14 protein-coding genes are annotated in these 26,549 nt (G+C 46.3%); 4 read left to right on the plus strand and 10 right to left on the minus strand.

Annotated elements, in window-relative coordinates; all coding sequences use genetic code 11:
* Positions 1–2 precede the first annotated feature (2 nt).
* The 3 genes from AACV78_RS01405 to AACV78_RS01415 all read right to left on the minus strand — a co-directional run bounded on the left by AACV78_RS01405 (position 3) and on the right by AACV78_RS01415 (position 7,599).
* Positions 3–1,976 carry an ABC transporter ATP-binding protein/permease gene (locus AACV78_RS01405; protein ID WP_194008445.1) on the minus strand — a complete coding sequence of 658 codons (1,974 nt, stop codon included), beginning with the start codon at positions 1,974–1,976 and terminating at the stop codon, positions 3–5.
* Between the two features lie 316 nt (positions 1,977–2,292).
* Positions 2,293–3,150: a DUF1361 domain-containing protein gene (locus tag AACV78_RS01410; RefSeq protein WP_194008446.1), complete on the minus strand. Its 858-nt coding sequence runs from the start codon at positions 3,148–3,150 to the stop codon at positions 2,293–2,295.
* A 177-nt stretch (positions 3,151–3,327) separates the two neighbouring features.
* Complete coding sequence (locus AACV78_RS01415; RefSeq protein WP_194008447.1) at positions 3,328–7,599, minus strand: PAS domain S-box protein; 4,272 nt, start codon at positions 7,597–7,599, stop codon at positions 3,328–3,330.
* 439 nt (positions 7,600–8,038) lie between these two features.
* On the opposite strand from AACV78_RS01415, the gene AACV78_RS01420 reads away from it, so the two are divergent.
* A complete protein-coding gene (locus tag AACV78_RS01420; protein ID WP_194008448.1) occupies positions 8,039–9,406 on the plus strand; it encodes a TldD/PmbA family protein in 1,368 nt (455 codons plus the stop codon).
* A 358-nt stretch (positions 9,407–9,764) separates the two neighbouring features.
* On the opposite strand, the gene pirA is transcribed toward AACV78_RS01420, so the two are convergent.
* Both pirA and bioF read right to left on the minus strand, forming a co-directional pair.
* Positions 9,765–9,914 (minus strand): arginine synthesis PII-interacting regulator PirA, encoded by a 150-nt coding sequence (gene pirA, locus AACV78_RS01425; protein ID WP_194008449.1) that lies wholly within the window; start codon positions 9,912–9,914, stop codon positions 9,765–9,767.
* 238 nt (positions 9,915–10,152) lie between these two features.
* Positions 10,153–11,328 carry an 8-amino-7-oxononanoate synthase gene (gene bioF, locus AACV78_RS01430; protein ID WP_194008450.1) on the minus strand — a complete coding sequence of 392 codons (1,176 nt, stop codon included), beginning with the start codon at positions 11,326–11,328 and terminating at the stop codon, positions 10,153–10,155.
* A 66-nt stretch (positions 11,329–11,394) separates the two neighbouring features.
* On the opposite strand from bioF, the gene AACV78_RS01435 reads away from it, so the two are divergent.
* A complete protein-coding gene (locus tag AACV78_RS01435; protein ID WP_194008451.1) occupies positions 11,395–12,330 on the plus strand; it encodes a DHH family phosphoesterase in 936 nt (311 codons plus the stop codon).
* A gap of 201 nt (positions 12,331–12,531) precedes the next feature.
* Here the strand turns inward: AACV78_RS01435 and AACV78_RS01440 are convergent, their stop codons facing one another.
* From AACV78_RS01440 to AACV78_RS01450, 3 genes are all read right to left on the minus strand, one after another.
* Positions 12,532–12,765 carry a hypothetical protein gene (locus tag AACV78_RS01440; RefSeq protein ID WP_194008452.1) on the minus strand — a complete coding sequence of 78 codons (234 nt, stop codon included), beginning with the start codon at positions 12,763–12,765 and terminating at the stop codon, positions 12,532–12,534.
* A 10-nt stretch (positions 12,766–12,775) separates the two neighbouring features.
* Positions 12,776–13,903 (minus strand): glycosyltransferase family 4 protein, encoded by a 1,128-nt coding sequence (locus AACV78_RS01445; protein WP_228042034.1) that lies wholly within the window; start codon positions 13,901–13,903, stop codon positions 12,776–12,778.
* 132 nt (positions 13,904–14,035) lie between these two features.
* On the minus strand, positions 14,036–16,846 hold the full coding sequence (locus AACV78_RS01450) for a chloride channel protein (RefSeq protein ID WP_194008453.1): 2,811 nt from the start codon (positions 16,844–16,846) through the stop codon (positions 14,036–14,038).
* An 826-nt stretch (positions 16,847–17,672) separates the two neighbouring features.
* On the opposite strand from AACV78_RS01450, the gene AACV78_RS01455 reads away from it, so the two are divergent.
* Positions 17,673–23,177 (plus strand): S8 family serine peptidase, encoded by a 5,505-nt coding sequence (locus tag AACV78_RS01455; RefSeq protein ID WP_194008454.1) that lies wholly within the window; start codon positions 17,673–17,675, stop codon positions 23,175–23,177.
* Positions 23,178–23,389: 212 nt separating this feature from the next.
* Positions 23,390–23,749 carry a hypothetical protein gene (locus tag AACV78_RS01460; RefSeq protein ID WP_194008455.1) on the plus strand — a complete coding sequence of 120 codons (360 nt, stop codon included), beginning with the start codon at positions 23,390–23,392 and terminating at the stop codon, positions 23,747–23,749.
* A gap of 100 nt (positions 23,750–23,849) precedes the next feature.
* Here AACV78_RS01460 and AACV78_RS01465 read toward each other — a convergent pair whose 3' ends face one another.
* Together AACV78_RS01465 and AACV78_RS01470 are read right to left on the minus strand one after the other, a co-directional pair.
* Complete coding sequence (locus AACV78_RS01465) at positions 23,850–24,923, minus strand: tetratricopeptide repeat protein (protein WP_194008456.1); 1,074 nt, start codon at positions 24,921–24,923, stop codon at positions 23,850–23,852.
* Positions 24,924–25,534: 611 nt separating this feature from the next.
* Positions 25,535–26,491: a GDSL-type esterase/lipase family protein gene (locus AACV78_RS01470; RefSeq protein WP_194008458.1), complete on the minus strand. Its 957-nt coding sequence runs from the start codon at positions 26,489–26,491 to the stop codon at positions 25,535–25,537.
* Positions 26,492–26,549 lie beyond the last annotated feature (58 nt).

The raw sequence follows: 26,549 nt of genomic DNA on the forward strand, positions 1-26,549 counted from the left end.
TATCAATCAAACACGCTCGCACTATCCCGGTATTCCTCAGCAGAAATCAGACGCCAACTTCCATCGCCCAAAAGTTCCAAAACCTGCTGGTGATATTTCAACAAACTCAAGCGGTGGCCGACACTCACAAACGTAGTTTTAGTTGCTTGCAACTGTTCGTATAAATGTTGCTCGTTCTTCAAATCCAAAGCACTTGTCGCCTCATCCAAAATAGCGTAGCGCGGTTCTGTCAGCAACAATCGGGCAAAAGCTAAACGCTGCTGTTCTCCCAGCGACAAAATCTCCGTCCAATCTAAATCCGCCTCAAAACCGCCCAATCTGTCGGGTAAATCTGCTAAGTTTACTGATGCCAAAACGCGGCGAAATTTTTCCTCATCAACCTCGCTGCTGGTGTTGGGATACAGAAGTTGCGATCGCAAACTGCCCAAAATCATATAAGGACGCTGCGGCAAAAACAACATTTCCCCAAGTTCCGGCCGCACCAAACGACCAGTTCCCGAGTCCCACAAACCCGCAATAGCCCGCACCAAAGAACTCTTTCCTGCGCCGCTTTGACCGACAATTAACAGTCCTTCTCCCGGCGACACCGCTACCGACAAATCCCTAATCAAAGTCTTTTGATGCTTGGGAGTATCTAAAGTAACGTGTTCCAGCGTCAACTGAGAATCAACTACTAAATCTATAGTTGTTTCTCCGGCACGAGATACCGCTTTTTCTGCTTCCAAAGTATCTGTAAATACAGTCAAACGATTGATACTAGCTGCAAAAGAACTCAGCGGTTCAATCTGAGTTACAACCACCGAAAAAGCGCCTAAAACTTGACTGAAAGCAAAACCTGCTTGCGTGATATCTCCAAACTGGATTGTATCGGTTTTGTCGGCAAAGTAAGCAGGTGCTAGAAACAAAGCCGGAATAATCACCACAGCATATCCGTATCCCGTTGTAAAATAATCCAGATTTCGCTGCCAGCCAATTAGTAAATTAAAATTGCGGAATACTTCCACGAACCGCTGTTTTATTTGTGTCGATTCCTGTTCTTCTCCCCGATAAAAAGCAATAGATTCAGCATTGTCGCGAATGTGAACCAGTCCGTAGCGGAAGTTAGCTTCTTTTTTAAGTTGGTTAAAATTAAGAGGTACTAATTTTTGCCCAAAAATCAGAGTGGCGACCGTCCCCAAGATAGCATAAACTATCAGGAATATCGAAAGTTGTTTGGAGATAGACCACAGAATACCTGTGAAAGATATAATGTCAACTATTGAGCCCAAGATTATCAGCAAAAATGACAAACTTGTTCTGGTAAATGATTTGATGTCTTCGGAAATTCGCTGGTCTGGATTGTCGATTTCTTTGTGAGAATTGATTTCATAATAAGCCCGATCGTGAAAATATTTATCGAGGAACTTATTTGTCATCCACTCTCGCCAGTAGAGACTTAATTTATCTTGGATGTAGCGGTAAATTACGACAATAGGAGTGCCGAGTGCAAAAACGCCTGCATAGACAAACAGATACTTCCAGTAATTGAGTTCGTCTTTTTTAGCTAGTGCTGTGTTAAAAAAGTTACCGACATAACTAATGATTACATTCAGCCCGCTAACTGACAGGGACAAAAATAGCAGCAAAGTCAATAAAGCCCAGGGCTGCCAGTGCGCTGTCAATCTGTTTTTGAAGCAGATAAAAGCAATGAAAGGAATTATTAGCATGAAAGCTACGATCGCAATTGCGGGCGAATTAATAATTCCTTTCAACAAAGTAACTAAGCCGGCCGCAATACTATTGACAAAATCTGGAAAAAGAGCAGCACCTCCGAGACATAAAGCGCTCACAGCCACAAACATCGCAGCAAAGAGAAATATCAACAGCAGTGCGACTAATCCTAAAAATCTTCTGCCGCCCCCAGGCTCTAAAGGATAAAAGTAAGGCTGAGCGATCGCCATAAATCGCTCCCACAACTGACGGTCAAATCGATTCATCTTTGCTTGTTACAAAACTACTTCGGCTGTTATAACATATCAAGTTTTATTACCGATGGCTGCAGTAATTTATTTGGGAGCCGATCGCAGAAATTAATCTTACCTACAGACGGATACTTGCTTGCCGGCTTAAATACTCGATCTAAAAAAATTGGATTTCATAGGATTTTCATTTTTTGTTTTGCGTTTTTCGATTGAGAATGACTTATAAAATAGCGGTTTAGCAGCTATCCTAGAGTTGCATTGGTTTTTTGAACTGCTATTAGTTCAAGCTGGCAGATTCACGGAGCTACAAGTCAATTCTCAATGGGCATCTCTAGAATCTCAAATCGATGGAATCAGAAGAAGTCGCGGTTTGGTCGATCGACTCCGACTCGGATTGAGTGCTGTAAAATCGCTGGCTAATCCCCAAAATCACTTGCTTCATCAGCCAATACAAAACCGTAATTACTACAAATGTTGCAGCCATTACTACAAACGGACGCTTACCAATCAAATCATTCATGACGGTGTTAACCAGCGCATCCGGGTTAGTCAGGATGTCCCAAGTGTTGAAGCGGATAAATCGCCCTAAATAAATGCCGATCGCCGAAAGTGCGTGAATAATCATCTCGGTGGCGAGGATAAATCTACCCCAACCCTGTTGCTTGAGATAGTAACCCAAATTCATCACCGACAGCACGTAAGCTCCAAACCCAGCCAGCATAAACGCCAGATACTGCGGAATTAAAGCCAGAGTCACAGTCCACACCGATCGATCCTCTTTAATCTGCTCAATCAGGTGAATGATATCAGTTAAAACGTAGGGTGCGTTGGGCAAAAATGCGATAAACCAGAAAAAACCGCCCCACCAGCGGAGAGAGCGAACTCCGCGCTGTCGCAGTACCCAGATATCTAAAGCCATCAGCACGATCGTAATGGCGATCGCCCCCAAAACGTAAGTTTTGCCCACATCTTGCACAATGTGCCTCAGATAGGCTAAAACATGGCGCGTGCTCGGCACAAATGTAGCGCCCAGGAGAGCCCACGTACCCCAAAGCAGCCAGCGCGATCGGGGTTTGCGGAACAGCCAAAAACTCAGCGCCAGCGGTAGTAAACCTAAAAACAAATTCCAAGACATCCAGCGGACATTGTGTCCCATTGCTTCGAGCGCTTCCAGGATTAATCCCATCATGTCAGTTTTTATCCATTTAAAGGTTGATGCAGCACCGCTTTTCTAGCAGCTTGGATCTATCTTAGGTTAACTTGTAGGGTGCGTCAGCTCGCGGCTCATCGCTCACAGCCTGAAAATTCAGCTATGAGCTGACGCACCCTACCAATCTAAAATCTAAAATCTAAAATCTAAAATCGACTAGGTTTTGGCGATCGGAATTTGTATCTTAAAAGTCGTTCCCCGTCCCATTTGGGAAATACACTCAATCTTACCCTTGTGCTTTTCTACCACAATCGAGTGCGCGATCGACATTCCCAGCCCCGTACCTTTCCCAACAGCCTTTGTTGTAAAAAACGGGTTACAAATGCGATCGACTATCTCATCGGGAATACCCGTACCGTTATCCGAAATTTCCACCATCACAGTGTTTTGAGGCGTTACACCAGTCCAAATAGCAATCCGGCCGGGATTTTTCTCTGCTTCAGAAACCGACAACTTGTGACAGCGTTCCTCAATCGCATCAATGCCATTAACAATAATATTCATAAACACTTGATTTAGTTGGCTAGCATAGCACTCCACCAGTGGCAGTTTGTCGAACTCCTTAATTACTTCAATGGCCGGACGGCTGTCGTGACTTTTCAAGCGGTGCTGCAAAATCAACAAAGTGCTATCAATTCCTGCATGAATATCCACAGGCTTCATTGCCGATTCGTCCAGCCGCGAGAAATTTCTGAGGGACAAAACAATTTGCCGGATGCGATCGGTTCCTACCTGCATCGAACCCACAAGTTTTCTTAAATCCTCGGCCATGAAGTCCAAATCAATCTCTTGAATGCGATCGACAATCTTTGCATTAGGTTCTGGATACTCGTCTTCGTAAAGATTCACCAGATCGAGCAACTGTTTTGTATACTGGTTGAGATAATCAATGTTAGCGTGAATGAAATTCACCGGATTATTAATTTCGTGAGCGATGCCGGCAACCAACTGCCCCAAAGAAGACATTTTTTCAGTTTGAATAAGCTGAGATTGAGTAGAGCGCAATGACTGCAGCGCTGACTCCAACTCTCCGGCTCTTTCTCTTTCTCGCGCTTCGCTTTGTCGCAGTGCTTCCTCTGCTTGTTTGCGAGTCGTAATATCCAGGCAAAATCCAATTATTACCTTACCCCGACCGTCAGCATTCCTGCTAAAAATAGTATCCCGACTGTGCAGCCACAAAAATTGACCGTCTGCTGCCCGCATCCGGTACTCAATTTCCCTAATTTCGCCATCTTCAACTTCTACAAGGCTCGCGTGATGTTTCACGATTCTCAACAAATCTTCGGGGTGTATTAACTGAGGCATCATTGACGACTCCATCGCTACAATGTCGTCAGAGGTATAGCCCAAAAGCGCGAGTAGTGAATTATTAGTGTAGATATTTCGCTGTTCTTCCAAGTCGTAGAGATACAAAATACCGGGAGTAGCATCGGCTACTTTTTGAATGAACTGCTGGCTCTCTTGCAAAGCTAACTCAGCTTGTTTGCGATCCGTCACATCAATGCCAATGCCGTCCCAAAGAAGATCGCCATTTTCTTTAGCTTCAGGACGCGCAATTACCTGAAACCAGCGAATTTTCCCAGAAGGCAACACCAGCCGTCCTACCCACTGCCAAGGTTGCAAAGTTTGCGCTGAAGTAGTAATACATTCCTCATAACTTTTGGAGTCGTCTGGATGAATCAAATCTATTAGTAAATCCGCATTTTTTAAAATAGCTTCGGGTTCTAATTCAAACATTTCTCTGGCCGCAGGACTGATGTAAGGGAAACTGACATATCCATCTGCACTCACCAAACATTGATAAATAGTTCCCGGCAAATTAGCCGACAGCTTTTGGAATTTTGCCTCGCTCAAACGCAGTGCTTCCTCTGCTTCTTTGCGCTCCGTAATGTCAGTAATTGAACCAACTATGCGGATTGCTTTTTTATTTTCGCCCCACAAAGCTTGTCCCCGACAGAGTATCCATTTGTAGGAGACGTTGTAGCACCACAAGCGGTATTCGATGATGTAATGGGGTGTTCTTTTGTCTAAATGGTCTTGGAAAGCCTGCATTACTAAGTCTAAATCGTCGGGATGCGTGATCCTTTTCCATTCGTCAAAGTAATCGAGATTGGGGCTGTCTTCATATCCGGTGATTTCCTTAAAGCGATCGGATATGAAGATTTCTCCTGTCTGTAAGTCCCAATCCCAAATACCGTCATTATTGCCTTTGAGCGCTAACTGCCAGCGTTCTTCTGTTTGGAGCAATTGAGCTGTTCTTCGTTCGACTCTATTTTCTAGTTCTTGATTGAGCTTTTTGAGACTTTCTTCTGCTTGTTTGCGCTCGATCGCAATTCCTGCTAAATGCCTGACAGTTTCGATCGATTGCAGATCGAAATTTTGGGGAACGCGCGGTTGGGCACAATACATGGCGAAAGTGCCTAAAACTTGACCTGTAGACGAAAAAATCGGACTAGACCAACAAGCTTTCAGTCCAAAAGTCAAGGCTAAATCTCGATAATTGTCCCACAAAGGATCGGTAGTAATATCTGTAACAATCACTTGTTCGCGGCGGTAGACAGCAGTACCGCAGGAACCGACATTCGGGCCGATGGCTGCACCATGAACAGCAGCGTTGTACCTTTCCGGCAAACTCGGCGCGGCTCCGTGCAGAAAATGTTGACCGTCTTCATCTAACAGTAAAACCGAACCCATGACATCTCTCGATTGCTGTTCGACAATTTCAATTAAAGTATTTAAAGTATCGCCGAGAGGAGCGCCCTGAGTAATCATTTCTAAAATTTGTTTTTGACCGTTCAACCAATTTTCAGACTGCTTGCGCTGCGTAATGTCACGGGCTACTAAGAGCACCGTATTTTCTGTCATTGGCGAAATGTTAGCGAAAAACCACCTTTGTTCGCTACCAATTTGCAGGTTATATTCTAAACTACTGACTTGATTAGTAGCGAGGGCGAGGCGAATTGACTCCAGAAACTTTTCTGCTATTTCTGGCTCAAATATATCGCGGGTTTTTTGTCCGACAAGTTCGGCCCGTGGCTTGTACAAAAGTTCAGGACTGGTGGGGGCAATTTTTAGGAAGCGTCCTTCAACATCGAGTACAAAAATTACGTCGTTCATGGCAGCAAACAAAGCTAGCAATTCTGATTCAGAAGCTTGCAGGGCGATTTCAGCTTTTTTGCGATCGCTAATATCTGTACCCACCGACAGAATCCCGATCGCTCGTCCTCCGTCATCGAGCAAAGGTTGGTTTCTCCAGGCTACCCAGACTTTTTCGCCATTGCGGCGGATGTTTTGATTTTCGTGTTTAAAGTATTTGTCCGGTTCTGTCGCACAGTCTCGAATTATTACGGCTAAATGATTTTCTGACAAATCGGCCGAATCTACAATTGTGCCGATCGCACTTTTGCCAATTATTTCTGATTCTAAATACCCGAAAAAAGTTTCCGCAAACTCATTAAAAAAAGTAATCTTACCTTCGCTGTCTAACTGCACAATAATGCTGTTAGCATTCTCCACCAATTGCCGGTACTTAGCTTCGTTCGCGCGCAATTTCGCTGGCCCGTAGACCCAACTAAAGGCCACCGCCCCGCAGAAAACAGCCAGCAAGCAGCCACCAAACAGCAACCACCCCCGCAACGGCGAATTCTTTGGCCATCCTCCCGCCGGAATTGCGGCCAACTGCCAGGAACCGTTGGGCATGGTCACTTGCAGAACCACGGGATTGTTCTGAAAAATCGACTTGTTGCCAAAAAATACGTCCCCGGACTTTCCTCTCCCGTCTTTGCCCCGCACAGCGTATTGCAGGTTGGCTGAGGAATCATTGAGTCCGGCTTCCTCGATAAGGGAGTTTTTATCGAGGATCACGCCGATCAACCCCCAGTAAACTCCTGTTTCGGGCTCTGCGCCGGAGGGTGTGAGAAAAATGGGTGTTCTGCTGACGAAGGCCAGACCTCCCTCCAATAATTTCACGGGCCCGGCAACCAAAGTTTTTCTGGTTTCGATCGCATCTTGAACCATTTGTCGCTGTTCGGATACCGCCATCAAGTCAAGCCCGATCGCCTTTTTATTTCCCTCCGGCGGATAAATGTAAGCAATCGTCGTGCCTTTAACTAAAGTTATGTTGCGAATACCGGTTTGCTGTGCCAGCAGAATTCTCGCCGTCGCTGCAAATTCGGCTTCGGTGATGTTTGGGTTGTTGGAAATGTCAGCCACCAAACCCCGGATCAAAAACAGCCGGGAATTCAAAGAGCTTTCCAGCTTAGAACGGACTGTACTGAGGCGATCGATCGTGCTAGCGCGTTTGTACTGCAAAAATCGCTGTTGTTCCGATCGATCTAAAATGCCAACTCCGACCAAAATTGCTACTGATGTGGCAATTGCTGCTAAATAAGGTGAAATTTGAAATTTTTTAATCTTAAAGTATTGCATTTGCCGACACTTAAGCTATATTTCTAAGTCTTTAGATAGATTTATTTTAATTCTATTTTTCTAGGCAGACGCGAAATTTCCGGCATACGGGGCTTGGGGCAAGCCTGCGCGAGTTTGTTTTGTGTTCTAGGCTATTGTGCATTTAACTTAAATCTGACATCTTGCACGCCAGCCAATCAAAGGAGCTGGCGCGGGGTCGGGGGGCGGGTTTATTTAACCTGTCTGCACAATTTAAAGCTATTGGTGAATCCACCCCTACAGGTTCTCGATCGGGCGTGCAAGATGTGAGTTTGCTCTTTCAATTCCTTCTCCCGTTCTCCCGTTCTCCCCTCTCCCGCTCCCCCTTCGGACTCGCCCACCCGAAAGACGGGATTTATTGGTTAAAATAGGGTTAGCAATAATTTTTTTCAGCGCTGTAAATCTTCATAGGGGCAATTTGATGCAGGAACAGTTGATGGAAGCGATCGCACCTTATCGCGATCGAGTAGATTATCTAGAAGTTCGCCTCGAACAAAGCGAGTCAACTGCGATTAGTTTTCGCGGCCCTGGGTTAGATGCTGTCAACCGCAGTTTCAGTCTCGCCGGCGGCATCCGCGCTTGTCACAAAGGCGGCTGGAGTTTTGTAACTTTTAACGGTTTAGCTGAGTTAAAAGCTCGGATTGAAGAAGCTGTCGTTCAGTCTCGGTTGGTTGGGAGCGAAAAAACTCTACTAGCAGATGTCGCTCCGATTCAAGATTATGTAGCGGTGGAATTGGGCCGCGATCCGCGCTCTATTACTTTAGCCGAAAAGCGGAAATTGCTCGAATCTTACAATCAGTTGCTGTTAGATTATGACCCGCGAATTCAGACGACAATGGCCGGTTATAGCGACAGATTTGGGATTACTTATTTTGTGAATTCTCAAGGTACTTCGATCGCTCAGGAGCGTTTGGATGTCACCGGGCGTTTCGGGGCGATCGCCCGCAATGAAGATGGTGTCGTCCGCCAAGGGTTTGAGTCGATTCACTCGCGATCGGACTATGGTGTGTTGACAAATATTGAAGATCGTGTTAAAAGTGCGGCTGTTCGAGCTGTCGGCCAACTAGACGCAAAACCGGTCAAAGGCGGTCAGTATCCGGTGATTTTAGACCCTTATTTGTCGGGGGTATTTATTCACGAAGCTTTCGGGCATTTATCGGAAGCTGACGGCATTTACGAAAACCCCAAAATGCAGGAATTGTTGACTTTGGGCAAGCCTGTGGCGATCGAACAATTGAACGTAATTGACGACGCAACCTTGCCGGGACTGCCGGGAACTCTGAAATACGACGACGAAGGCGTGCCCGCTCAGTGCAAGCATTTAATCAAAAATGGAGTTTTAGCAGCTCGGATGCACAATCGCGAGACTGCGGGCAAAATGGGCGAAGCTCCGACGGGAAATGCCAGGGCCCTGAGCGCTACTTTTATGCCGTTGGTGCGGATGACTAATACGGCGATCGAATCTGGTACACATTCTTTTGACGAAATGGTGGGCGACATTGAGGAAGGAGTGTATGCAGTGCGGATGTTGGGAGGACAAACCAACGGCGAAATGTTTACCTTTGCGGCGGCTGAAGGCTTCATGATTCGCGACGGCAAATTGGCCGAACCGGTGAGTGATGTTACTTTAAGCGGCAACGTATTTCAGACTTTAAAGGATATTGAGTCGATCGGCAACGACTCAGTTTATGCCTACGGCGGCTGCGGAAAAGGTGGCCAAGGCGGTTTACCCGTCAGCGTCGGCGGCCCCCACCTGCGAATTAAAAATGTTGTAGTCGGAGGAAGATAGGCAATAGTCAGTTGGCAGTTGTTAGTTGTTAGGAAAGCAGTTGTTAGTTGTTAGTTGTTAGTTGTTAGTTGTTAGTTGTTAGTTGTTAGTTGTTAGGAAAGCAGTTGTTAACAGTCAACAGTCAACAGTCAACAGTCAACAGCCATCAGTCAACAGTTAACAGCCATCAGTCAACAGTCAAAAGTCAATCATAAATCCTCTCCAATAAATAAAAAAAACCCGGTTTCTTGATGAAACCGGGTTTTTTTAGATCAACAAATAGAGAAGTGAAAATTTAACGAATAGCGGTTGCGGGAATTCTGCATTTCTCGCACAACCCTCTAAACCAGACTGCGGGCAATATTCTAGTGGTAGCTTCTTACAACTGTTTCATTTCCTCTTCCAGCACCCGAACCAAATCTTGATTGCCGCTGGCTCTAGCAACTTCGATGCGGTGCATCAGTTGCTTGTGAATGTTAGCGCGGTGGGTTTCAGCTACTTTTTGTACGTTTTTGCGATTTGTGTTCATGATGGACATTCCTTATATTTAATTTGGTGTACCGACTATTTCTAGTATATAGCGCGAAATTGCAAAAAGTATCTAAATTTACAAAAAATTTACACTTGTGGAGCGATCGATCGCAATAACCTACAGTATTTGCGATAAGTCAATAGCGATATCTTAACATTTCCCACAATCTAAAGCAGGGCGAAGCGCGCACCTACAAACTCAACTATATTTAGTCAAGCGGTACGCAGCGCACACCCTACATTGACTGAAGACTCAAAACTTGCTCCAAAGCCTCTACCAACTGCTGCAGGTGTGCGAGCTCGTGAGTTGCCATCAGCGAAATCCGAATTCGGCTTACACTTACAGTCGGAGGCCGAATCGCTGGAGCAAAAATACCAATTTCCTTGAGTTTGGTGGCGGCTGTTAAAGCTGTGGCTGCATCTTTTAAGGGCAAACTGAAAATTGGGGAGAGGGAGTTGTTAATTGGTAATTGTCGATTGGTAGCACAATATTTGAAAGTTTCAATATTACGCTGCAACCGCACTCGGCGTTCTGGTTCTTGCTGTACAATTCTCACAGCTTCCAAAGCAGCCGCTGTGTCAGCAGGCGTTAATGCTGTAGTATAAATCCAAGTTGCAGCTCGATTGCGGAGAAAGTCAATTAAAGCCGCAGAGCCCGCAACGTAGCCGCCCAAACTTCCCAAAGCTTTGCTAAGGGTGCCAACTTGGATTAGCGGCAATCCCGTACATCCGAAATGTTCCGCGCAACCGGCACCGCTAGCACCGAAAACTCCTGTAGCGTGAGCTTCATCTACTAATACCATGCAGTTAAATTGTTCCGCCAAAGCTAGCAACTGCGGTAGCGGACACAAGTCCCCATCCATGCTGAAGACGCTATCGGTAATAATTAAACACTTGCGGTATTTTGCCCGATTTTGCTCTAGTTTGGCTGTTAAATCCTCAAGATGGGAACGATCGTACTCTAGCACTGTTGCACCGCTGAGCACTGCTCCGTTTTTGAGGCTCGAATGGTTGTACTTGTCAGATAATACCAAATCGCGCTTGCCGACAATCGAGGCGATCGCCCCTAAATTCGCTAAATATCCCGAACTGAATACTAAAGCGTCTTCGGTTTGTTTTAAATTAGCTATAGCCTGTTCTAGCTGTCGGTGCAAATCGCGGTGTCCGCTGAGCAACCTTGAACCCGTCGCCCCCGTACCAAATTCCTTTGTTGCAGCCACAGCCGCTTGAATTAGCCTGTCATCCCCCGCGAGGCCGAGATAATCGTTGCTGGCAAAGTTAATCAGCCGGCGGTTTCCTAATTTTACCGCAGGGCCAGGGCAACTTTCGATCGATTGGGGCGATCGATACCAGTCGGCGCGGCGAACAGTGTCCAGGGATTTCTCTATCCAAGCGTAAGGGTCTGCGTTCATATTGTTTAGCGATCGGGTAATAAGTTATATTAGCGGGTGATCAGTTCCTCCGCATCACCAAAGCATATGCCACTCACTAAAAAATACAGATTAGTTACCCGCAGCGACTTTGACGGTCTTGTCTGTGCCGTTTTGCTCAAAGAACTAGATTTAATCGACGAGATTAAATTCGTCCATCCTAAAGATATGCAGGACGGAAAAATCGACATAACAAATAACGATATTACCACCAATTTACCCTATGTTGAAGGAGTTTATCTAGCCTTCGACCACCATTTCAGCGAAACTCTCAGACACGAAAAAATTAAAATCAATCACATTATCGACCCCTATGCAGCTTCAGCAGCTAGAGTGCTGTACAAATATTATGGAGGCAAAACAAAATTTCCCAATATCTCCGAGGAAATGATGGCGGCAGTTGACAAATCAGATTCCGCTCAATTTGCCAAAGAAGAAGTTTTAGACCCGGAGAAATGGGTGCTGTTAAACTTCTTGATGGATGCTAGAACTGGGTTGGGCAGGTTTAAAGAATTTACCGTTTCCAACTATCAGTTAATGATGCAGTTAATTGATTACTGCAAAAGTCATACTATCGACTCAATCTTGCAGCTTCCTGATGTTAAAGAAAGAGTAGATCTTTACTTCGAGCAATCAGAAAAATTCAAAGAGCAAATACAGCGCTGCGCCCAAGTTTATCATAAATTAGTTGTTTTGGATTTGCGTAACGAAGATGTGATTTATGCAGGGAATCGTTTTGTAATTTATGCTTTATTCCCCGAATGCAATATCTCAATTCACGTACTTTGGGGGCTGAAACAACAAAATACGGTTTTCGCAGTTGGTAAGTCAATTTTCAACAAAACTTCTCAAACTAATATTGGGGAGTTAATGTTAAAATATGGTGGTGGCGGTCATCAGAACGCCGGAACTTGTCAGATTGAAAATGATAAGGCTAGTAAGGTTTTGACGGAGTTAATTGCCCAAATCGAGCAAAATGGTTAAATTGGCTCGATCTTTTTTGCAGTTTGGACATTAGTTTCTAGACCTCTTGCATAAATCCGAACTCGATTTTTCAAGCGCAGATTTAAGCTAGATAAACACTGATAAACGCAGATTATTTCACGATAATTTGGGAATGAGTGCAAGAGGTCTTTTGATTGTTTGAATTTTTCTGACAGAAGTCCGAACCCTCAAACCGGGAGTTTATTCATCAAGGTTTTGAGGCTGTGGGTTCGAGGCGTTGAGATTTGCTGGACTATTGCCTTTGACTGGGGGTAAATGGTCTACTAAACCCATATCAAAAGCTACATCCGGCAAATCGGCCGCATTATATTTTCCTGGTTCAAACAACCGCCCAGGAGTAAAACAAGGCTGTTTCAATTGTACGACTTCGCTAGGTGCAAACATTCCCCTAAACATTTTGCGTTCGAGTCCCATAATTCCGCTCCTAAAACAACTCTCGCATTAATTTTAGCAATTTTTTGCTCGTTGCTTTCCAATTAAATAAATCCGCCGTCTCTCTAGCTTTTTGAGCTATCTCAAAACGCATCGGGTCTTCAATAATTTTTCGTAATTGCTCGCGAACAGACTGAACATTTGGTTCGGCCCAATGAGGAGCATTTCTGATTTTCAGATACTGAGTATCGTAACACTCTCCAACGGGAATTAGATCGTAAGCAATGGGATAGCAGTTATCAGTATTGGCGTAGTCCGTCGGCCCTCCGTACAGAGTCATGGCGACGGGTAAGCCAGCAGCAAAGGCATCCAAAATTTTAATCGCAAAACCTTCGCCGCGAAACGGAGCTAAAACAGCATCTGCTGATAAGTATAAATCAGCTAGTTCTGCTTTATTGCAAAATTTAGGTCTGATCTGAACTTTTGGCTTTAACTTGCCGAATTGCTTTTCGATATTTACGAGATGTTCCACTATGACATCAGGATTTTTGCCGCCATCTTTGATAATTAACTCTACGTTAGGATCATCTTGAAACTCTTGATAAAATGCTTGAATGGCGAGGTCGGTGCCAAATCTATACAAGTCATAAGAATTGGTCATGTGCAGAATATATTTTACATCGTTTTTAGTTTTATGCGGTTTGGGAGAATAAAGCTGCGAGATTAAAGGATTGAACCCTAAAGGCACGACTGAGACTTTTTTGGCGGGACAGCCAGCTTTGATTAAAACGTTTTTAGAATATTCGCTTACTGCTAAAATGCGGGATGAATTATTGACTGCATCATAAATCCAGTAATCATAATTATCATCGTTTCTGGTAAATTCGTAATTGATGGCAAAAAATTCTAAGTTGAGATGTCCGTTAAGTTCTTTGAGAAAATAAGGTTTCCAGTAATGAGACCACTTGATCTGAAATAAATCTGATGGTACGGCGTTCATCCACTTTGCTAGTAGGTGATTTTCTTCTGCTGTGGAATTGCGGGTGATGTGAGAGGCGATGGGCGATGGTGCGACTGAAATGGGAATTTCCATTTTGTCTAATGTTTTCGCCAAGGATAGGGTAATGTCTGCGAAGGAATTAAAGTTTTCAAAGCCGACGTTAAAGTGAACCATAGTCATTGGTTAGTTGTTAGTTGTTAGTTGTTAGTTGTTAGGGGCGGTGGATGGTGCGTGCCCGCCCTCAGTTGTTAGTTGTTAACAGTCAACAGTCAACAGTCAACAGTCAACAATCAACAGCTCGATTAGCAATAACTAAGAGGCCGATCGCACTAAAATGACTGTACAGTCGCACCCGCGCGCCACGGCTTCCGGGATGTTCCCGTGAATCACCTGCTTCAACAGCCCTTCGCGGCTGGCTCCGAGGACGATCGCATCGCACTGATCGTTCTGAGCCTGATCGATTAAAGCATCAGAAACCGATGTAGCGCAAACCGCAGTCGCGACTACCGAACACCTAACCCGGCGCTGAACAAACTCCGCAGCTTGCTTTAATTCGTCGCGCGAGGGTTCTGCAACAGAAGGCTGGTGAATTTGACACAATTTAATCTCCGGTACTGAACTCGCAGCCACTAAAGCAGGTAGCAGGCGCAAAGCTGCAGCTTGTTTGTAACCACCGCGAATTGGCACCAACCAGCGCCGCAAGCTCATCAACGTGTGCAGTCCCAATTCTGGCACCGGAATGTCAGAATTCGGCGACAAAAGTTCTGTCTCAGGAGTCGCTGATGAACTTGATGCAGCCAATGTAGAATTTTCTGCCTCATCAACTTTTGCGGCATTTAACTGCCATTCTTTAGAGGCATATTCTCTCCCGTCGCTGCTGGTTGAAAACACATTTTTGTGGCTTTTTATTAATAATTGTTTGCTCCATTTTACCAGAACTACCTCGCAACCAGCTTGCCGAATTACGGTATCTACAACATCGCCAAAAATGCGTTCTTTTGTGGATAATTCGCCTTGCCAGCCCATTAAAATTAAGTCTATATGTCGCTCCTTAATTGTCTCCAAAATCGCGTTAGGTACGTCGTGAGCTACCCGGATTTGGGTGTGTACTGGCAAGTTCCAATTGCGAATTATTCGCTCGGCTTGTTGTAGCAGGCGACGGCTTTTTGTAGTCCGCACTGCGCTTTCTGAGGGGGAACTGTTGCGCGGTACGATGATGATTTGCAGGCATTCTAGTTCGTAATTGCGATCGCGCGCAATGGCCGCCGCCAGCCGCAGCAAAGCCGGCGCTGTTTGGGGGTTGGAAAGCGGCACTAACAGCCTGCCGTTGCCGACTTGGGGAGCTTTGGTTTGATACACTACATAGGAAGGTTCTGGATGCGGGCCCTGGGTTGTTTCTCCGCTGAGGCGATCGGATTCAACTCGGATAATGTCGCTGCGGGTAATAATTCCCACCAAATGGCGGCCTTCTACTACCGGCAAACGGCTGAGATGGTAGTAATTGAGCCTGTGCAAAACTTCGCTTAAAGTATCGCTTGCTTTTACCGTAATTGGCTGTGCAGTCATAAATTCTTTCAGCAGGGAGTTTCCGGAAAAATTGCGATTGCTGGTATTGGCTAAATCGGTTTGGCTGACAATTCCAACTAATTTACCGCCGTCTACTACTGGAAAGCCTCGGTGGTGCGATCGCGAAAAAGCCTGCATCACTTCATCCAAAGTCAGCAGGCTCGACAGAGTTTCAACTCGGCGCTGCATAACGTCGTTTGCGTGCAAGTCGCTCAAAGTATTGGTAGCAGCTTTTGCCTGCGTCAGTTGAATACCGTTAAACTCCAAAAGGTGACTGTACAACGAGCCGCTGTCTACCTTTTCTGCGACTAAATAAGCAACAACAGAACAGATCATTAAAGGTAGCACTAATTTGAAATCCGCCGTAATTTCAAACACAATTACTACCGCAGTAATCGGCGCTCTCGAAACCGCGCAAAAAAACGCTCCCATTCCCGCCAAAGCATAGGTTGTCGGCAAACCGACACCAAGGGAATTTTCTTGCAAAATCCCCACAAGCTGACCTAGGGCAGAACCCATAACTAAGGAAGGAGAAAACAATCCTCCCGGAGCTCCAGAAGCAGCGGAAATAATTGTGAGACAAAAATGAGCTATCAAAGCAGTTAAACTCGTTATAGCATTGGCTTCACCAGTCAGCAAGAACTCCCGCAAACCTGTATTGTTGCGAAAAGTTTCTGGCAAAAAAGCTATTACTGAACCGCAGATTATGCCAGCTAGAGCAATTCGCACGGGCAAGGACAATTTTAGGGTTCGCTTGTTGAAATTCAAGCTGGCAATAATCCCTTTACTAAACAAAGCTCCGAAAATTCCGGCTAGAACTCCTAACAGTATGAAAAACGGAATTTCGGAAACTTGAAAACTTATTGGGTACTCGCGCAGGTTCAAGTTTAAACTATCGCCGCCCAAAAGTTGCGAGACAACTGCACCAATAAATGAAGCGATGATTGCAGTCCCTAATGTCAATCCCGAAACATCCTGCAAAAGTTCTTCAACTACAAACAAAACTCCCGCAATAGGAGCATTGAAACCCGCAGCTAATCCCGCCGCTGCACCGCAAGCAATCAATTGTCGGCGGTAGTCTGGGGAAGTAGGCATTAAGTGACCGATCCAGCCTGCTAAAGATGCTCCTATTTGCACGGTGGGGCCTTGTCTTCCTAAAGATAAACCGGAACCAACTGCTAAAATAGTGGTGAGAAGTTTGGCGACAGCTACTCGCAAATCTAAGGCAAGATTGACTCCGCCGAGAGCAGCTTTGACGTGAGGAATGCCGCTACCTGCAGTTTCGGGAGCTAAACGTTCTACCAACAAACCTGTTAGGAACCCGCCCGCTAATCCGACGCTGGGGAGTAATATCCAAACTGGAATTAATGTGGAGCTAGCTACTCGCCAACTGCCGAGCCATCCGACTCCTGACTTGAGCAAAACACCTGCGATTCCGGCGACCAAGCCAATCAAGCAAGCTTCAAAAATGGCGAGCCTTCTCGGTTTTAAAAATAGTTGAGATTTGACGATCCGGGAAGGTTCCCTAAATTGTTTAGGGATAGTAATGTACGGCATAAATAGCGTTTATTGCCTGCAAATTTCCTGCTCGGTTAGAGTTTAGCAAGAAATTGCTTGGTTTGGGAAAATATAACTAATCTTTAACCGGAGATTCACGCAGATTAACGCTGATTAATTTTATATGTTTATAGAACAATAGTTGGGACAGTTAAACAACTGTCCTGTAAGCCGATCGCCAGGAAGCCCTGTCATTTTTAACGCATTTTAGGAAACTTAGGGCTGGACTCAAACCTTGAAAAAATAGCCCACAATATAGCCAGCAAGGGTTTCGGAGACTCGACTATATCTAAAACTGTCCGAAGTATTCATAGAACCCATTTGAAATCTTGCGATCGCTCATAGCAGTCAAAGAGCTTATAGCAGTCGATTTAGCATCACAAGTACGGAAGAACTACTTCCCTGATTTGTGGAGATTCACTTTGCTGAGGATTCTTTCGCCCATTTGGAAAATTCAATTGCATTAACACAACAATCCTCAAAAGTCAACCCTCAACCGCCCTCATCGCCAAAGATCCGACTTTTCCGATTTTTCCGACTGGAAGATCCGACTTTTCCGACTTTTACAAACAGCCGCCGGCAGAAATAATAGAGATAGCGAAAGTCAACCCGCGATCGCTTGGGTTTTATGCAGTTGGATTTTGGCGAGCTGTAATAAATTTTTATTTCCGATAAATTACTCAAGCGATCGCAACCGATGTATGAAAAAATCTATCTTGTGGGGGATGCGGATATCGATCGCCCGTCTCACCGAAGAGGGGCGATCGACCTCTCCCTGTGCCCATTGCTTTGAGCAGTTTAGAAAATTATCAGTGTGAGGCTTGTTATGACTACTCCATTCAAATTACCAGACGACTTAAAAGATCCGCTAGCCACGGAGCAGTGGTGGCTGTTCAATACGGGGCAGAAAGTAACAAATAATTATTCCAATTCCAACCTAACCGAAGGCACTCCCGGCATTGATATCAATGTACTCCCCCTGTGGCCGCAGTATACGGGCAAAGGCATCAAAGTAGGCATCATCGATAGTGGCATCGACAAGTCTCACGAAGATCTTAAGGATAACTTCACAGAGCCGTCTCAACCAGATATAGAGAAGATTCAGGGGAATTTAGATGGTAATCACGGTACCTCTGTAGCTGGCATTATCGCAGCTAGAAAAAACAATCTGGGTACAGTAGGTGTTGCCTACGATGCAACATTTGGCGGTTACAGATTTGGTGAGAACGCCCTACAAAGTTTACAGGAGCAAGGTAAATTCGATGTTTCCAACAATAGCTGGGGGAGTAATTACAACTTGTCTTTTGGCAATTCCTCGAATATTGCAGCCATCAAGACCGCTGTCACCTCCGGCCGCGGCGGGTTAGGCACTGTGTTTGCTTGGGCTGGGGGAAACGAGCGGGAAAATGTTAACCCACAGTTGCTGGGAGAACAGCGGGGGAGAAATGTCAACGATGGCGATTACGAAAGCAGTCGCTATGTAATCGCCGTAGCTGCGATCGACCATAATGGAGTTGTTGCCCCTTACAGCAACCCCGGCGCACCACTTCTCGTCTCAGCCTTCGGCGATCAAGCAAGTATTGTCACAGTCGATCGTACCGGAAATGACGGCGAAAACCCAAATCCTAAATACCCATCACTTAACTTTACCGACAGGAACTACACCAACGACTTTAACGGCACGTCATCAGCGACGCCGATGGTTTCGGGGGTTGTCGCTTTAATCCTGCAAGCCAATCCCAAACTCGGCAACCGCGACGTTCAGGAAATTCTCGCTTACTCCGCCCGCAAAACTGACTCCGGCAACAGCGATTGGAAATTCAACGGCGCCAAAAATTGGAACGGCGGCGGACTCCATGTCAATCACGACTACGGCTTCGGATTAGTCGATGCCACAGCAGCAGTGCGTTTGGCTGAAACTTGGCAGTTGCGATCCGGCACTGGCAAAAATGAAGCAGCGACTTTTGGCGACAAAAATGAAAAGGTTCAAATTGCCCAATTGACCCTGCCAACATCGGGAGTGGATATTCCCGACAATAACCCCGCAGGCATTAATCAAACCTTCAAGATTACTCAAGGCATCAACATTGACAAGCTTGAACTAAAATTGAACATCGATCACGGTCAATTTCAAGACTTAGTAGTTAAGCTGACTTCTCCCGATAAAACCGAGAGTGTAATTCTCGATCGTGTTCCTTACTTCACAGAGGTAGATACAGCTAAAAAAGACTACGGTTTCAAAGGCACAACCATTGACTACACCTTCAGCAGCGCCCGCGACTGGGGAGAAACCGGCCTTGGCGATTGGACGCTGAACATTTCAGATAACAGCGCCACCAACGACGCCAAAAATACGGGTAAAGAGTACCCGTTAAAAATTGGAGACCAAACATTCCCAACTCCCACCAGCGGCAACAATACCGGCAAACTCAAAGGCGCAACTTTGAGCCTTTACGGCGACGATATTATTAATGACAACATCTACATCTACACCAACGAGTTCGCGAGTTTGACTGCTGCCGGCGATGCTACTCGCAAAACTCTCACCGACACCAACGGCGGCAACGATATTATTAACACCGCGGCCATTACCGATGACGTTATTATCAACCTAGCGCCCGGTTCAACCAGTACCCTGCCCGGCCGCGAGCTTAAAGAACATAAAAAACTCGCTCCTCAAACCCTCACCATCGCCCCTGGCAGCATCATCGAGAATGTCTTCGCCGGCGACGGAAATGACTCGATCGTCGGTAATGACGCACCCAACACCCTCTACGGCGGCCGTGGCAACGACACCCTCGTCGCCGTTGGTGCCGGCGACACCCTGATCGGTGGCGACACCCTCGACACCGCTGTGATCGGCGACACCCTCTACGGTGGCAGCGACTCCCTCGTCGGTGGCACCGGAAACACCACCTACATCCTCAATGCTAAGAAAGCAGCCGGCAGCACAATTAAGGCTCCAGGCGGCGTCGAAAATATTTTAATTCTCAATGGCGTCACCCTGACCACGCTGGCAGGGGGGCAGAACGGGATTGAAAGAAAAGGACAAAACTTGCTGATCGACCTCAATGCCGATGGCAAGGTAAATTCGCGGGATGATTTGACTATAGAAAACTTTTTCCTACCAGGTAACGGCAGCTTCAAAAAGGTCGGCAACCTGCTCGCGAGTGACATTCCCGGCGTTCCCACACCGACTCCCACGACTCCGACTCCCACGACTCCGACTCCAACAACTCCGACTCCGACAACTCCGACTCCGACAACTCCGACTCCAACAACTCCGACTCCAACAACTCCGACTCCAACAACTCCGACTCCAACAACTCCGACAACTCCGACTCCGACAACTCCGACTCCGACAACTCCGACTCCGACAACTCCGACTCCGACAACTCCAACTCCGACAACTCCGACTCCGACAACTCCAACTCCAAGTGTAATAGCTACTGCTGGCGATGATTTCCTCGAAGGTAGCGCTCAAAACGACACCATTGACGGCCTCGGAGGCAACGATGTAATCTTCGGTGGGGCAGGAAATGACTCCCTCACAGGAAATGCCGGAGATGACTACTTAGATGGCGAGGAAGGTGACGACAGCCTCTTTGGCGGCGCGGGAAATGACTTCTTAGAAGATAAATTGGGCAATAATTTGCTCACCGGCGGCGACGGCGATGACGGAGTTGTAGGCGGCAGCGGTGCCGACACCCTCACAGGAGATGCCGGCGATGACTACTTAGATGGTGACGAAGGTAACGACAGCCTAGTTGGCGGCGCGGGAAATGACATCCTAGACGATGAATTGGGCAATAATTTGCTCTCCGGCGGCGACGGTAACGATCTAATTTTTGGCGGAAACGGTGCCGACTCCCTCACAGGAGATGCCGGAGATGACTACTTAGATGGTGGCGAAGGCAATGACTCTATTTCTGGCGGTGTCGGCAGCGATGTTGCAGATGGGGGTGATGGCAACGATACCTTAGCTGGTGGTGATGGCGATGATACCTTCGCTGGCGGTTTCGATAATGACAGTATCAACGGCGGCCTTGGCAGCGACGCACTCTACGGAGATGACGGTAACGATACCCTAGAAGGCGGTGGCGGTGCAGATATCTTATTTGGCGGCATCGGCAATGACTTCTACGTGTTAAATGGTACTTCCGCAGGGGGCAGCATCATTGCTGACGACAACGGCACCGATAGTCTAACTCTCAATGGTGTCACGCTGGCGATCGGTCTGGCGGCAGGTACGGCAGGTGTCACGCGGGGCGGCGAATTCAATACCGACTTGCAAATTGACCTCAACAAAGATGGGGTTTTTAAAGATGCTGACGACTTGTTGATTCTCGACTTCTTCGCCGAAGCAAATCTCGAACAAGGAGACGGTTTTATCGAACAAGTTGGCAACCTCTCAGGGGCCAACATTCTCAAGAGTTTCCCCGTCAAGGCGACTCCCGGCCCTGATTTCCTTCCCGGTGGCACCGGCGATGACAGCATTGACGGATTGGCCGGCGACGATATTATCGAGGGCAATCAAGGCAATGACTCGCTGTTTGGTAATGCTGGCAACGACTTGTTGAACGGCGACGAACTCATTGTGATTAGTGAGGCGGAGGGTGACGTAATTCTCGGTACGGGAATTGGCAACGACTATCTCGACGGCGGTGAAGGTAACGACACTCTAGACGCTGGCGAAGGTAACGATACTTTGCTTGGCGGTGCCGGTGACGACAGTCTCTGGGCCTATGAGGGCGATGACATTCTCAATGGAGGAGACGGCAACGATACTCTCGACGGCGGTGATGGTAACGATAGTTTGTTAGGTGGTGCCGGCAATGATTCTCTGTTCGGCGGAGAAGACAATGATACTCTTGACGGCGGCGATGGTGATGATTCCCTTAACGGCGGTTTGGGCAATGACAGTATTGTCGGCGGTGCCGGTATCGATACTGTGTCCTATGCTACTCTGCCGAGTCCTGTTAATATCAATCTCGCGACTGGAATTGCGATCGCCGAAGGTACTGATACTCTCAATGGTATCGAAGTCATCATCGGTACTGCTTTCGCCGATACCATCACCGGCAGCAGCAGCGACGAAACCTTAACCGGTAACGGTGGCCCAGACATCCTCACCGGTGGCGGCGGCAACGATACCTTTATCCTCGATCCCACAACATCCGCCGGCAGCAAGATTCAAGCAGGTACTGGCAATGACAGCCTGGTTCTCACCGATGTTACCGCAGCTTTATCTCTCAGTCCCGGTACGGTTGGAGTCGGCCGCAGCGGTACTAGCTTGCTAGCAGACATCAACAAAGACGGTAAAATCAACGCCGCAGATGATATCGAAATTCTCAATTTCTTCGATTCTGCAACCAGCAGTCTTCCCGGTAGCGGATTTGTGGAAAATGTGGGAGGTTTGTCGGGCAATTCTATTCTCTCTCAGTTTGCTCCACCTCGACCCATACCTCTACCCGCACCCACACCTACACCCACCACTACCCCAACACCTAGCGGCCCCCGAATTTTAACGCCCAGCATTCCGATTCCGATTCCGAATACTACCGTTGATTTGACTTTCAGCACCGGCCCGCTGAACGATTTGTACTTCGGCACTCCCCAAGCTGATGCGCTGAACGGTTTAACTGGAAATGACTCGATTTTCGGTTTGGACGGCAACGACAACATCGGTGGCGATGACGGTAACGATTCGCTATTTGGCAATGCTGGCAATGACTTTATCGATGGTGGAAATGGCGATGATGTTGTTTACGCAGGTAAAGGCAACGATGGCATTTTAGGCGCAAACGGCAATGATTCGCTGTACGGCAATAAAGGCTTTGATTTTGTTTTGGGAGGCGACGGTAACGATCTAATCTTTGGCGGTAAGGGTGACGATTCTCTCGGCGGCGATGCTGGAGATGACAGCATTTTCGGTCAGTTGGGCAATGATTATTTGCTCGGTGGCAGCGGTAATGATGCCGTCAGCGGTGGTGAAGGAGATGATACTGTTGTGGGTATCGATCCGGGTGCTACTAATCCGGGTGTTGGTGAGTTTGATACTTTGACTGGCGGGGAAGGTAGCGACCGTTTCTTGTTGGGAGATAGTGACAAAATTTACTACTCTGGTGATGGTAATGCTGTGATTAGTGATTTTAATTCGGCTTCAGATACGATCGTCCTTTCGGGAGTTAAGGCTGATTATTCGCTGTCGGTTGCGGGGAATGTTACCAGCATTTTCCTGAAAAAATCCGGTCAGTCGGATGATTTGATTGCTTCTGTCCAAGGAGTGACGGATCTAAATCTCGATCTACCTTATTTCACTTTCATCTAGGTTTGAGCGGATTGTTTACCGCTGATACACGCAGGTAATGCACGCAGAATGGCGCAGATATTGTCACAAAATATCTGCGTTGTTTTGTATCGATAGGGTGTTTTAATTGCCAGTTTAGTATTTTTGTGATATGCGTCGCGGGCGATCGCTCTTAAAGTAGACTTGAGTTGCATCTGTCCGATCTCGATAGAGAAACCGCAGATATCGGACAGATGCAACACCGATTGACGCAGATGATTTCAGGGTATTTTCTGATTTTGGCAATTGCTCGTATAGTGATTTTCTGCGATAAATGCGCGGTGCGATCGCTCTCTACTATAATTGTAATTCTTTGTGCTGTAAGGGATACAAGGCTCGATCGCCCTTTAGGTAATACCAATTTCAAACGAAATAACAGTATTCTTGTCCCCCCCCTTGCTAAGGGGGGGCTAGGGGGGGTCGGAGAGTATTGCATGATTTTAGAGAAATGGTATAAGTTCCTAGGGGCGATCGCGCTTTCCCAGCAGTTGAAAAGAGGATTAAGTCGCTGCAAGTTGAACGATCGCACTCTTATTGAGCTTTTGTCCGGTTAAACAAGCAACAAGCATAATTTTGTCAGGCTGGTGCGCGCATATTTCTAACATCAAAGCTGTGAACTTGTGCAACCGGCACCCGCCCCGGATTTGTATGAATTTATTGGATTCTTCTAATTATGTTTAATGTTTTTTCGTAGCTATCTGTGTTTCCTTGTTGCTGATACAAGTTGGCGGCTTTTTGGAAATCTTGTATCGCACCAGGCTTGTCTCCTAAGTCATAGCGGATAACTCCCCGATTGTAGTAAGCAGACGCATAGTTGGGGTTAATTTTCACGGTTTCGCTGTAATCTTCGCTCGCACCCTGCTTGTCTCCTAACCTCGATCGGGTAACACCCCGATTGTAGTAGGTATTATCACTATTGGGGTCAATTTTTAAGGATCGATCGTAATCGGCGATCGCGCCCTGCTTGTCTCCTAAGTCATCGCGAGCATTACCCCGGTTTGTGTAAGCAGACGCATAGTTGGGGTTAATTTTCAAGGCTTCGTTGAAATCGGCGAGAGCAGCCTGCTTGTCTCCTAATATATAGCGAGCATAACCCCGCTCGTTGTAGGCTAACGCATCGTTGGGCTTAATTTTCAGGGCTTCGCTGTAATCGGCGATCGCACCTTGATTGTCTCCTAACCTCACTCGGATAACACCCCGGTGGTAGTAGGCTGAGCCATTGTTGGGGTTAATTTTCAGGGCTGCGCTGTAATCGGCGATCGCACCTTCATAGTCTCTTAACCTCGATCGGGTAACACCCCGGTTGTAATAGGCTGAGCCATTGTTGGGGTCAATTTTTAGGGCTCGATCGTAATCGGCGATCGCACCCTGTCTGTCTCCTGAGTCATCGCGGGCATTACCCCGACCAACGTAGGCCTCAACATAATTAGGATTAAGCTTAATTGCTCCATCGTAAGCCTCTATAGCACCTTGAAAATCTCCTTTGTTGTACTTCTCCTCAGCCTGATTATACAAATCCTCGGCTGTGGGTTCTGCCGCCACAAGCTCCCTCGCAACCTCAACTCCCAAATCCACCTTTGCTGAAGCCAACAATTTCAAATTTGAATTAATCGAAATCCCCCTTAAGATTTGATTATTTTTCGCATAACTTGGTTGACAATCGATCAAACTTGCGGTACTAGAAACAACTAATCCCGTCAACAATCCGGTCAATATTTGGCAATTCATAGTAATCTCCACACTTGTATAATTTTAAACAACTATTTTGACATCAATCTGCGGTTTATTTACCCGATCGCCTCCACCAACCTTTTCAAATCCGGCATTTCTAAAATTGCGCGCTGAAATCGAGTTCGCGACCCGACAGCAATTATCTCAAGACTGGCAATATGCCGCTTTTCCAATAGATGAGAGTGCCATAACATTCAAAACTCACAACTTCAAATTGATTAAAATCCAACATCTGTCATTGCTCCTATTGTATCGAGAACGATCCGCTCCGTCTAGAAACCGGATTTTTATATCGTGTCCGATCCATTAATATCAAATCCGGTAGCATCGGAATTACAAAATCGAGTCAGATCAAATCCGCGCTTCATACTTCTGTATTCATCTCTCTCTCTTGTCTTCCTCTGTGTTCTCTGCGCCCTCTGCGGTTAAATCATTCCGATGTTACCGGAAACGAACCGATAGCGCGTGCAGATTTCAATCCGCTCTTAAATCGAGGACTCCAAAACCCCCTACAACCGGACATAACATTACAGAAATTAAAAATTATAAACCCCTATTTCGCGAAAAAAGCCGCTTTCCGATCGCCCATTCCTAAGTCCTATCTTTTTTTACGGTTGATATTCTGCAAAAATTTCAATTTTACCGACAATATTGCGATTGAATTGCGCCAACTCTTCAGCAGGAATCCAATACTCTTGATGGCTCGAACTGCCGACAGTTTGCACGGGATATTTGTTTAAGAAATCAGCCAAAACTCGAAACTTAGTTACATAGCCAAAATATCCAGATGCTGCATCTTTAGTATTCCAATCTCGCGCAATTTGCATCGCGTAAGCTTTTTGTAGTACGGGATAAAAAATAGGTTGAAAAGACAGCCGTGGCGGAAATGCCAAGAAATCGCTTTCTTTGATTAATTCCATTTCTTTTTTACCGACGGCTCTAAACAGAGTTACTGTCTCTCGCTCTGACACAGTGATATTTTTAAACCAATCTTTCCAACTCTCCCAATTGTGAATAATTCTAGCCAATTCCGCATAACCGACAGCACGGGGATGGGAACCGTCATTTTGGGCAAGTTCTTGCAGCCAAATTTCTGATTTTTGGAGCGGGGTACAAATATCTAAATAAGGTACGTTTAACTCGCGGCAAACTTGGGAAAACTCTTGGGATAAATTAGCTATTCTGATTGTGCGATCGACATCAATAACTGGCGGCGGCCCAATCATTAAAACTGGTACTGTTTCTTGGGCAGATTTGAGAATATGGCGCAGGTTTTCAATGGATTTTTCTAGTGCGACGAGAGTTTTGCCGTTTTCAAAGTGAGTGTCGTTAACGCCAAAGGAAAAAACTATTCTACCGTCGCAGTAGTGAGGTAAGCGGCAAGAAACTTCGTTGAACCAGCGAGTTTCTATATCGGTACTGGTTTCTCCCCGCACTCCTAAATTATAGTAGGTGATATCGTGTCCTTGCTTGCAAACTGCTGAGCAAATTCGTCCTGTCCAACCTAAACATTTTGGATCGCAAGTACCGTTTACGAAAGAATCGCCGATAAAACAAATACGCATAAAAATTTGAGATTTTTGATAGTGCGGGATTTAGCCGGAACTTCTACAGACAAGATTC

It is taken from the genome of Tychonema sp. LEGE 07196 (assembly GCF_963890365.1).
In the GTDB taxonomy this organism is placed as follows: domain Bacteria; phylum Cyanobacteriota; class Cyanobacteriia; order Cyanobacteriales; family Microcoleaceae; genus Microcoleus.

What these genes read in the sequence shown, in the direction of transcription:
- AACV78_RS01405 (WP_194008445.1), bottom strand. Translation starts at nt 1,976, where the DNA reads ATGAATCGATTTGACCGTCAGTTGTGGGAGCGATTTATGGCGATCGCT.
- AACV78_RS01410 (WP_194008446.1), bottom strand. Translation starts at nt 3,150, where the DNA reads ATGATGGGATTAATCCTGGAAGCGCTCGAAGCAATGGGACACAATGTC.
- AACV78_RS01415 (WP_194008447.1), bottom strand. Translation starts at nt 7,599, where the DNA reads ATGCAATACTTTAAGATTAAAAAATTTCAAATTTCACCTTATTTAGCA.
- AACV78_RS01420 (WP_194008448.1), top strand. Translation starts at nt 8,039, where the DNA reads ATGCAGGAACAGTTGATGGAAGCGATCGCACCTTATCGCGATCGAGTA.
- pirA (WP_194008449.1), bottom strand. Translation starts at nt 9,914, where the DNA reads ATGAACACAAATCGCAAAAACGTACAAAAAGTAGCTGAAACCCACCGC.
- bioF (WP_194008450.1), bottom strand. Translation starts at nt 11,328, where the DNA reads ATGAACGCAGACCCTTACGCTTGGATAGAGAAATCCCTGGACACTGTT.
- AACV78_RS01435 (WP_194008451.1), top strand. Translation starts at nt 11,395, where the DNA reads ATGCCACTCACTAAAAAATACAGATTAGTTACCCGCAGCGACTTTGAC.
- AACV78_RS01440 (WP_194008452.1), bottom strand. Translation starts at nt 12,765, where the DNA reads ATGGGACTCGAACGCAAAATGTTTAGGGGAATGTTTGCACCTAGCGAA.
- AACV78_RS01445 (WP_228042034.1), bottom strand. Translation starts at nt 13,903, where the DNA reads ATGACTATGGTTCACTTTAACGTCGGCTTTGAAAACTTTAATTCCTTC.
- AACV78_RS01450 (WP_194008453.1), bottom strand. Translation starts at nt 16,846, where the DNA reads ATGCCGTACATTACTATCCCTAAACAATTTAGGGAACCTTCCCGGATC.
- AACV78_RS01455 (WP_194008454.1), top strand. Translation starts at nt 17,673, where the DNA reads ATGACTACTCCATTCAAATTACCAGACGACTTAAAAGATCCGCTAGCC.
- AACV78_RS01460 (WP_194008455.1), top strand. Translation starts at nt 23,390, where the DNA reads ATGCAACACCGATTGACGCAGATGATTTCAGGGTATTTTCTGATTTTG.
- AACV78_RS01465 (WP_194008456.1), bottom strand. Translation starts at nt 24,923, where the DNA reads ATGAATTGCCAAATATTGACCGGATTGTTGACGGGATTAGTTGTTTCT.
- AACV78_RS01470 (WP_194008458.1), bottom strand. Translation starts at nt 26,491, where the DNA reads ATGCGTATTTGTTTTATCGGCGATTCTTTCGTAAACGGTACTTGCGAT.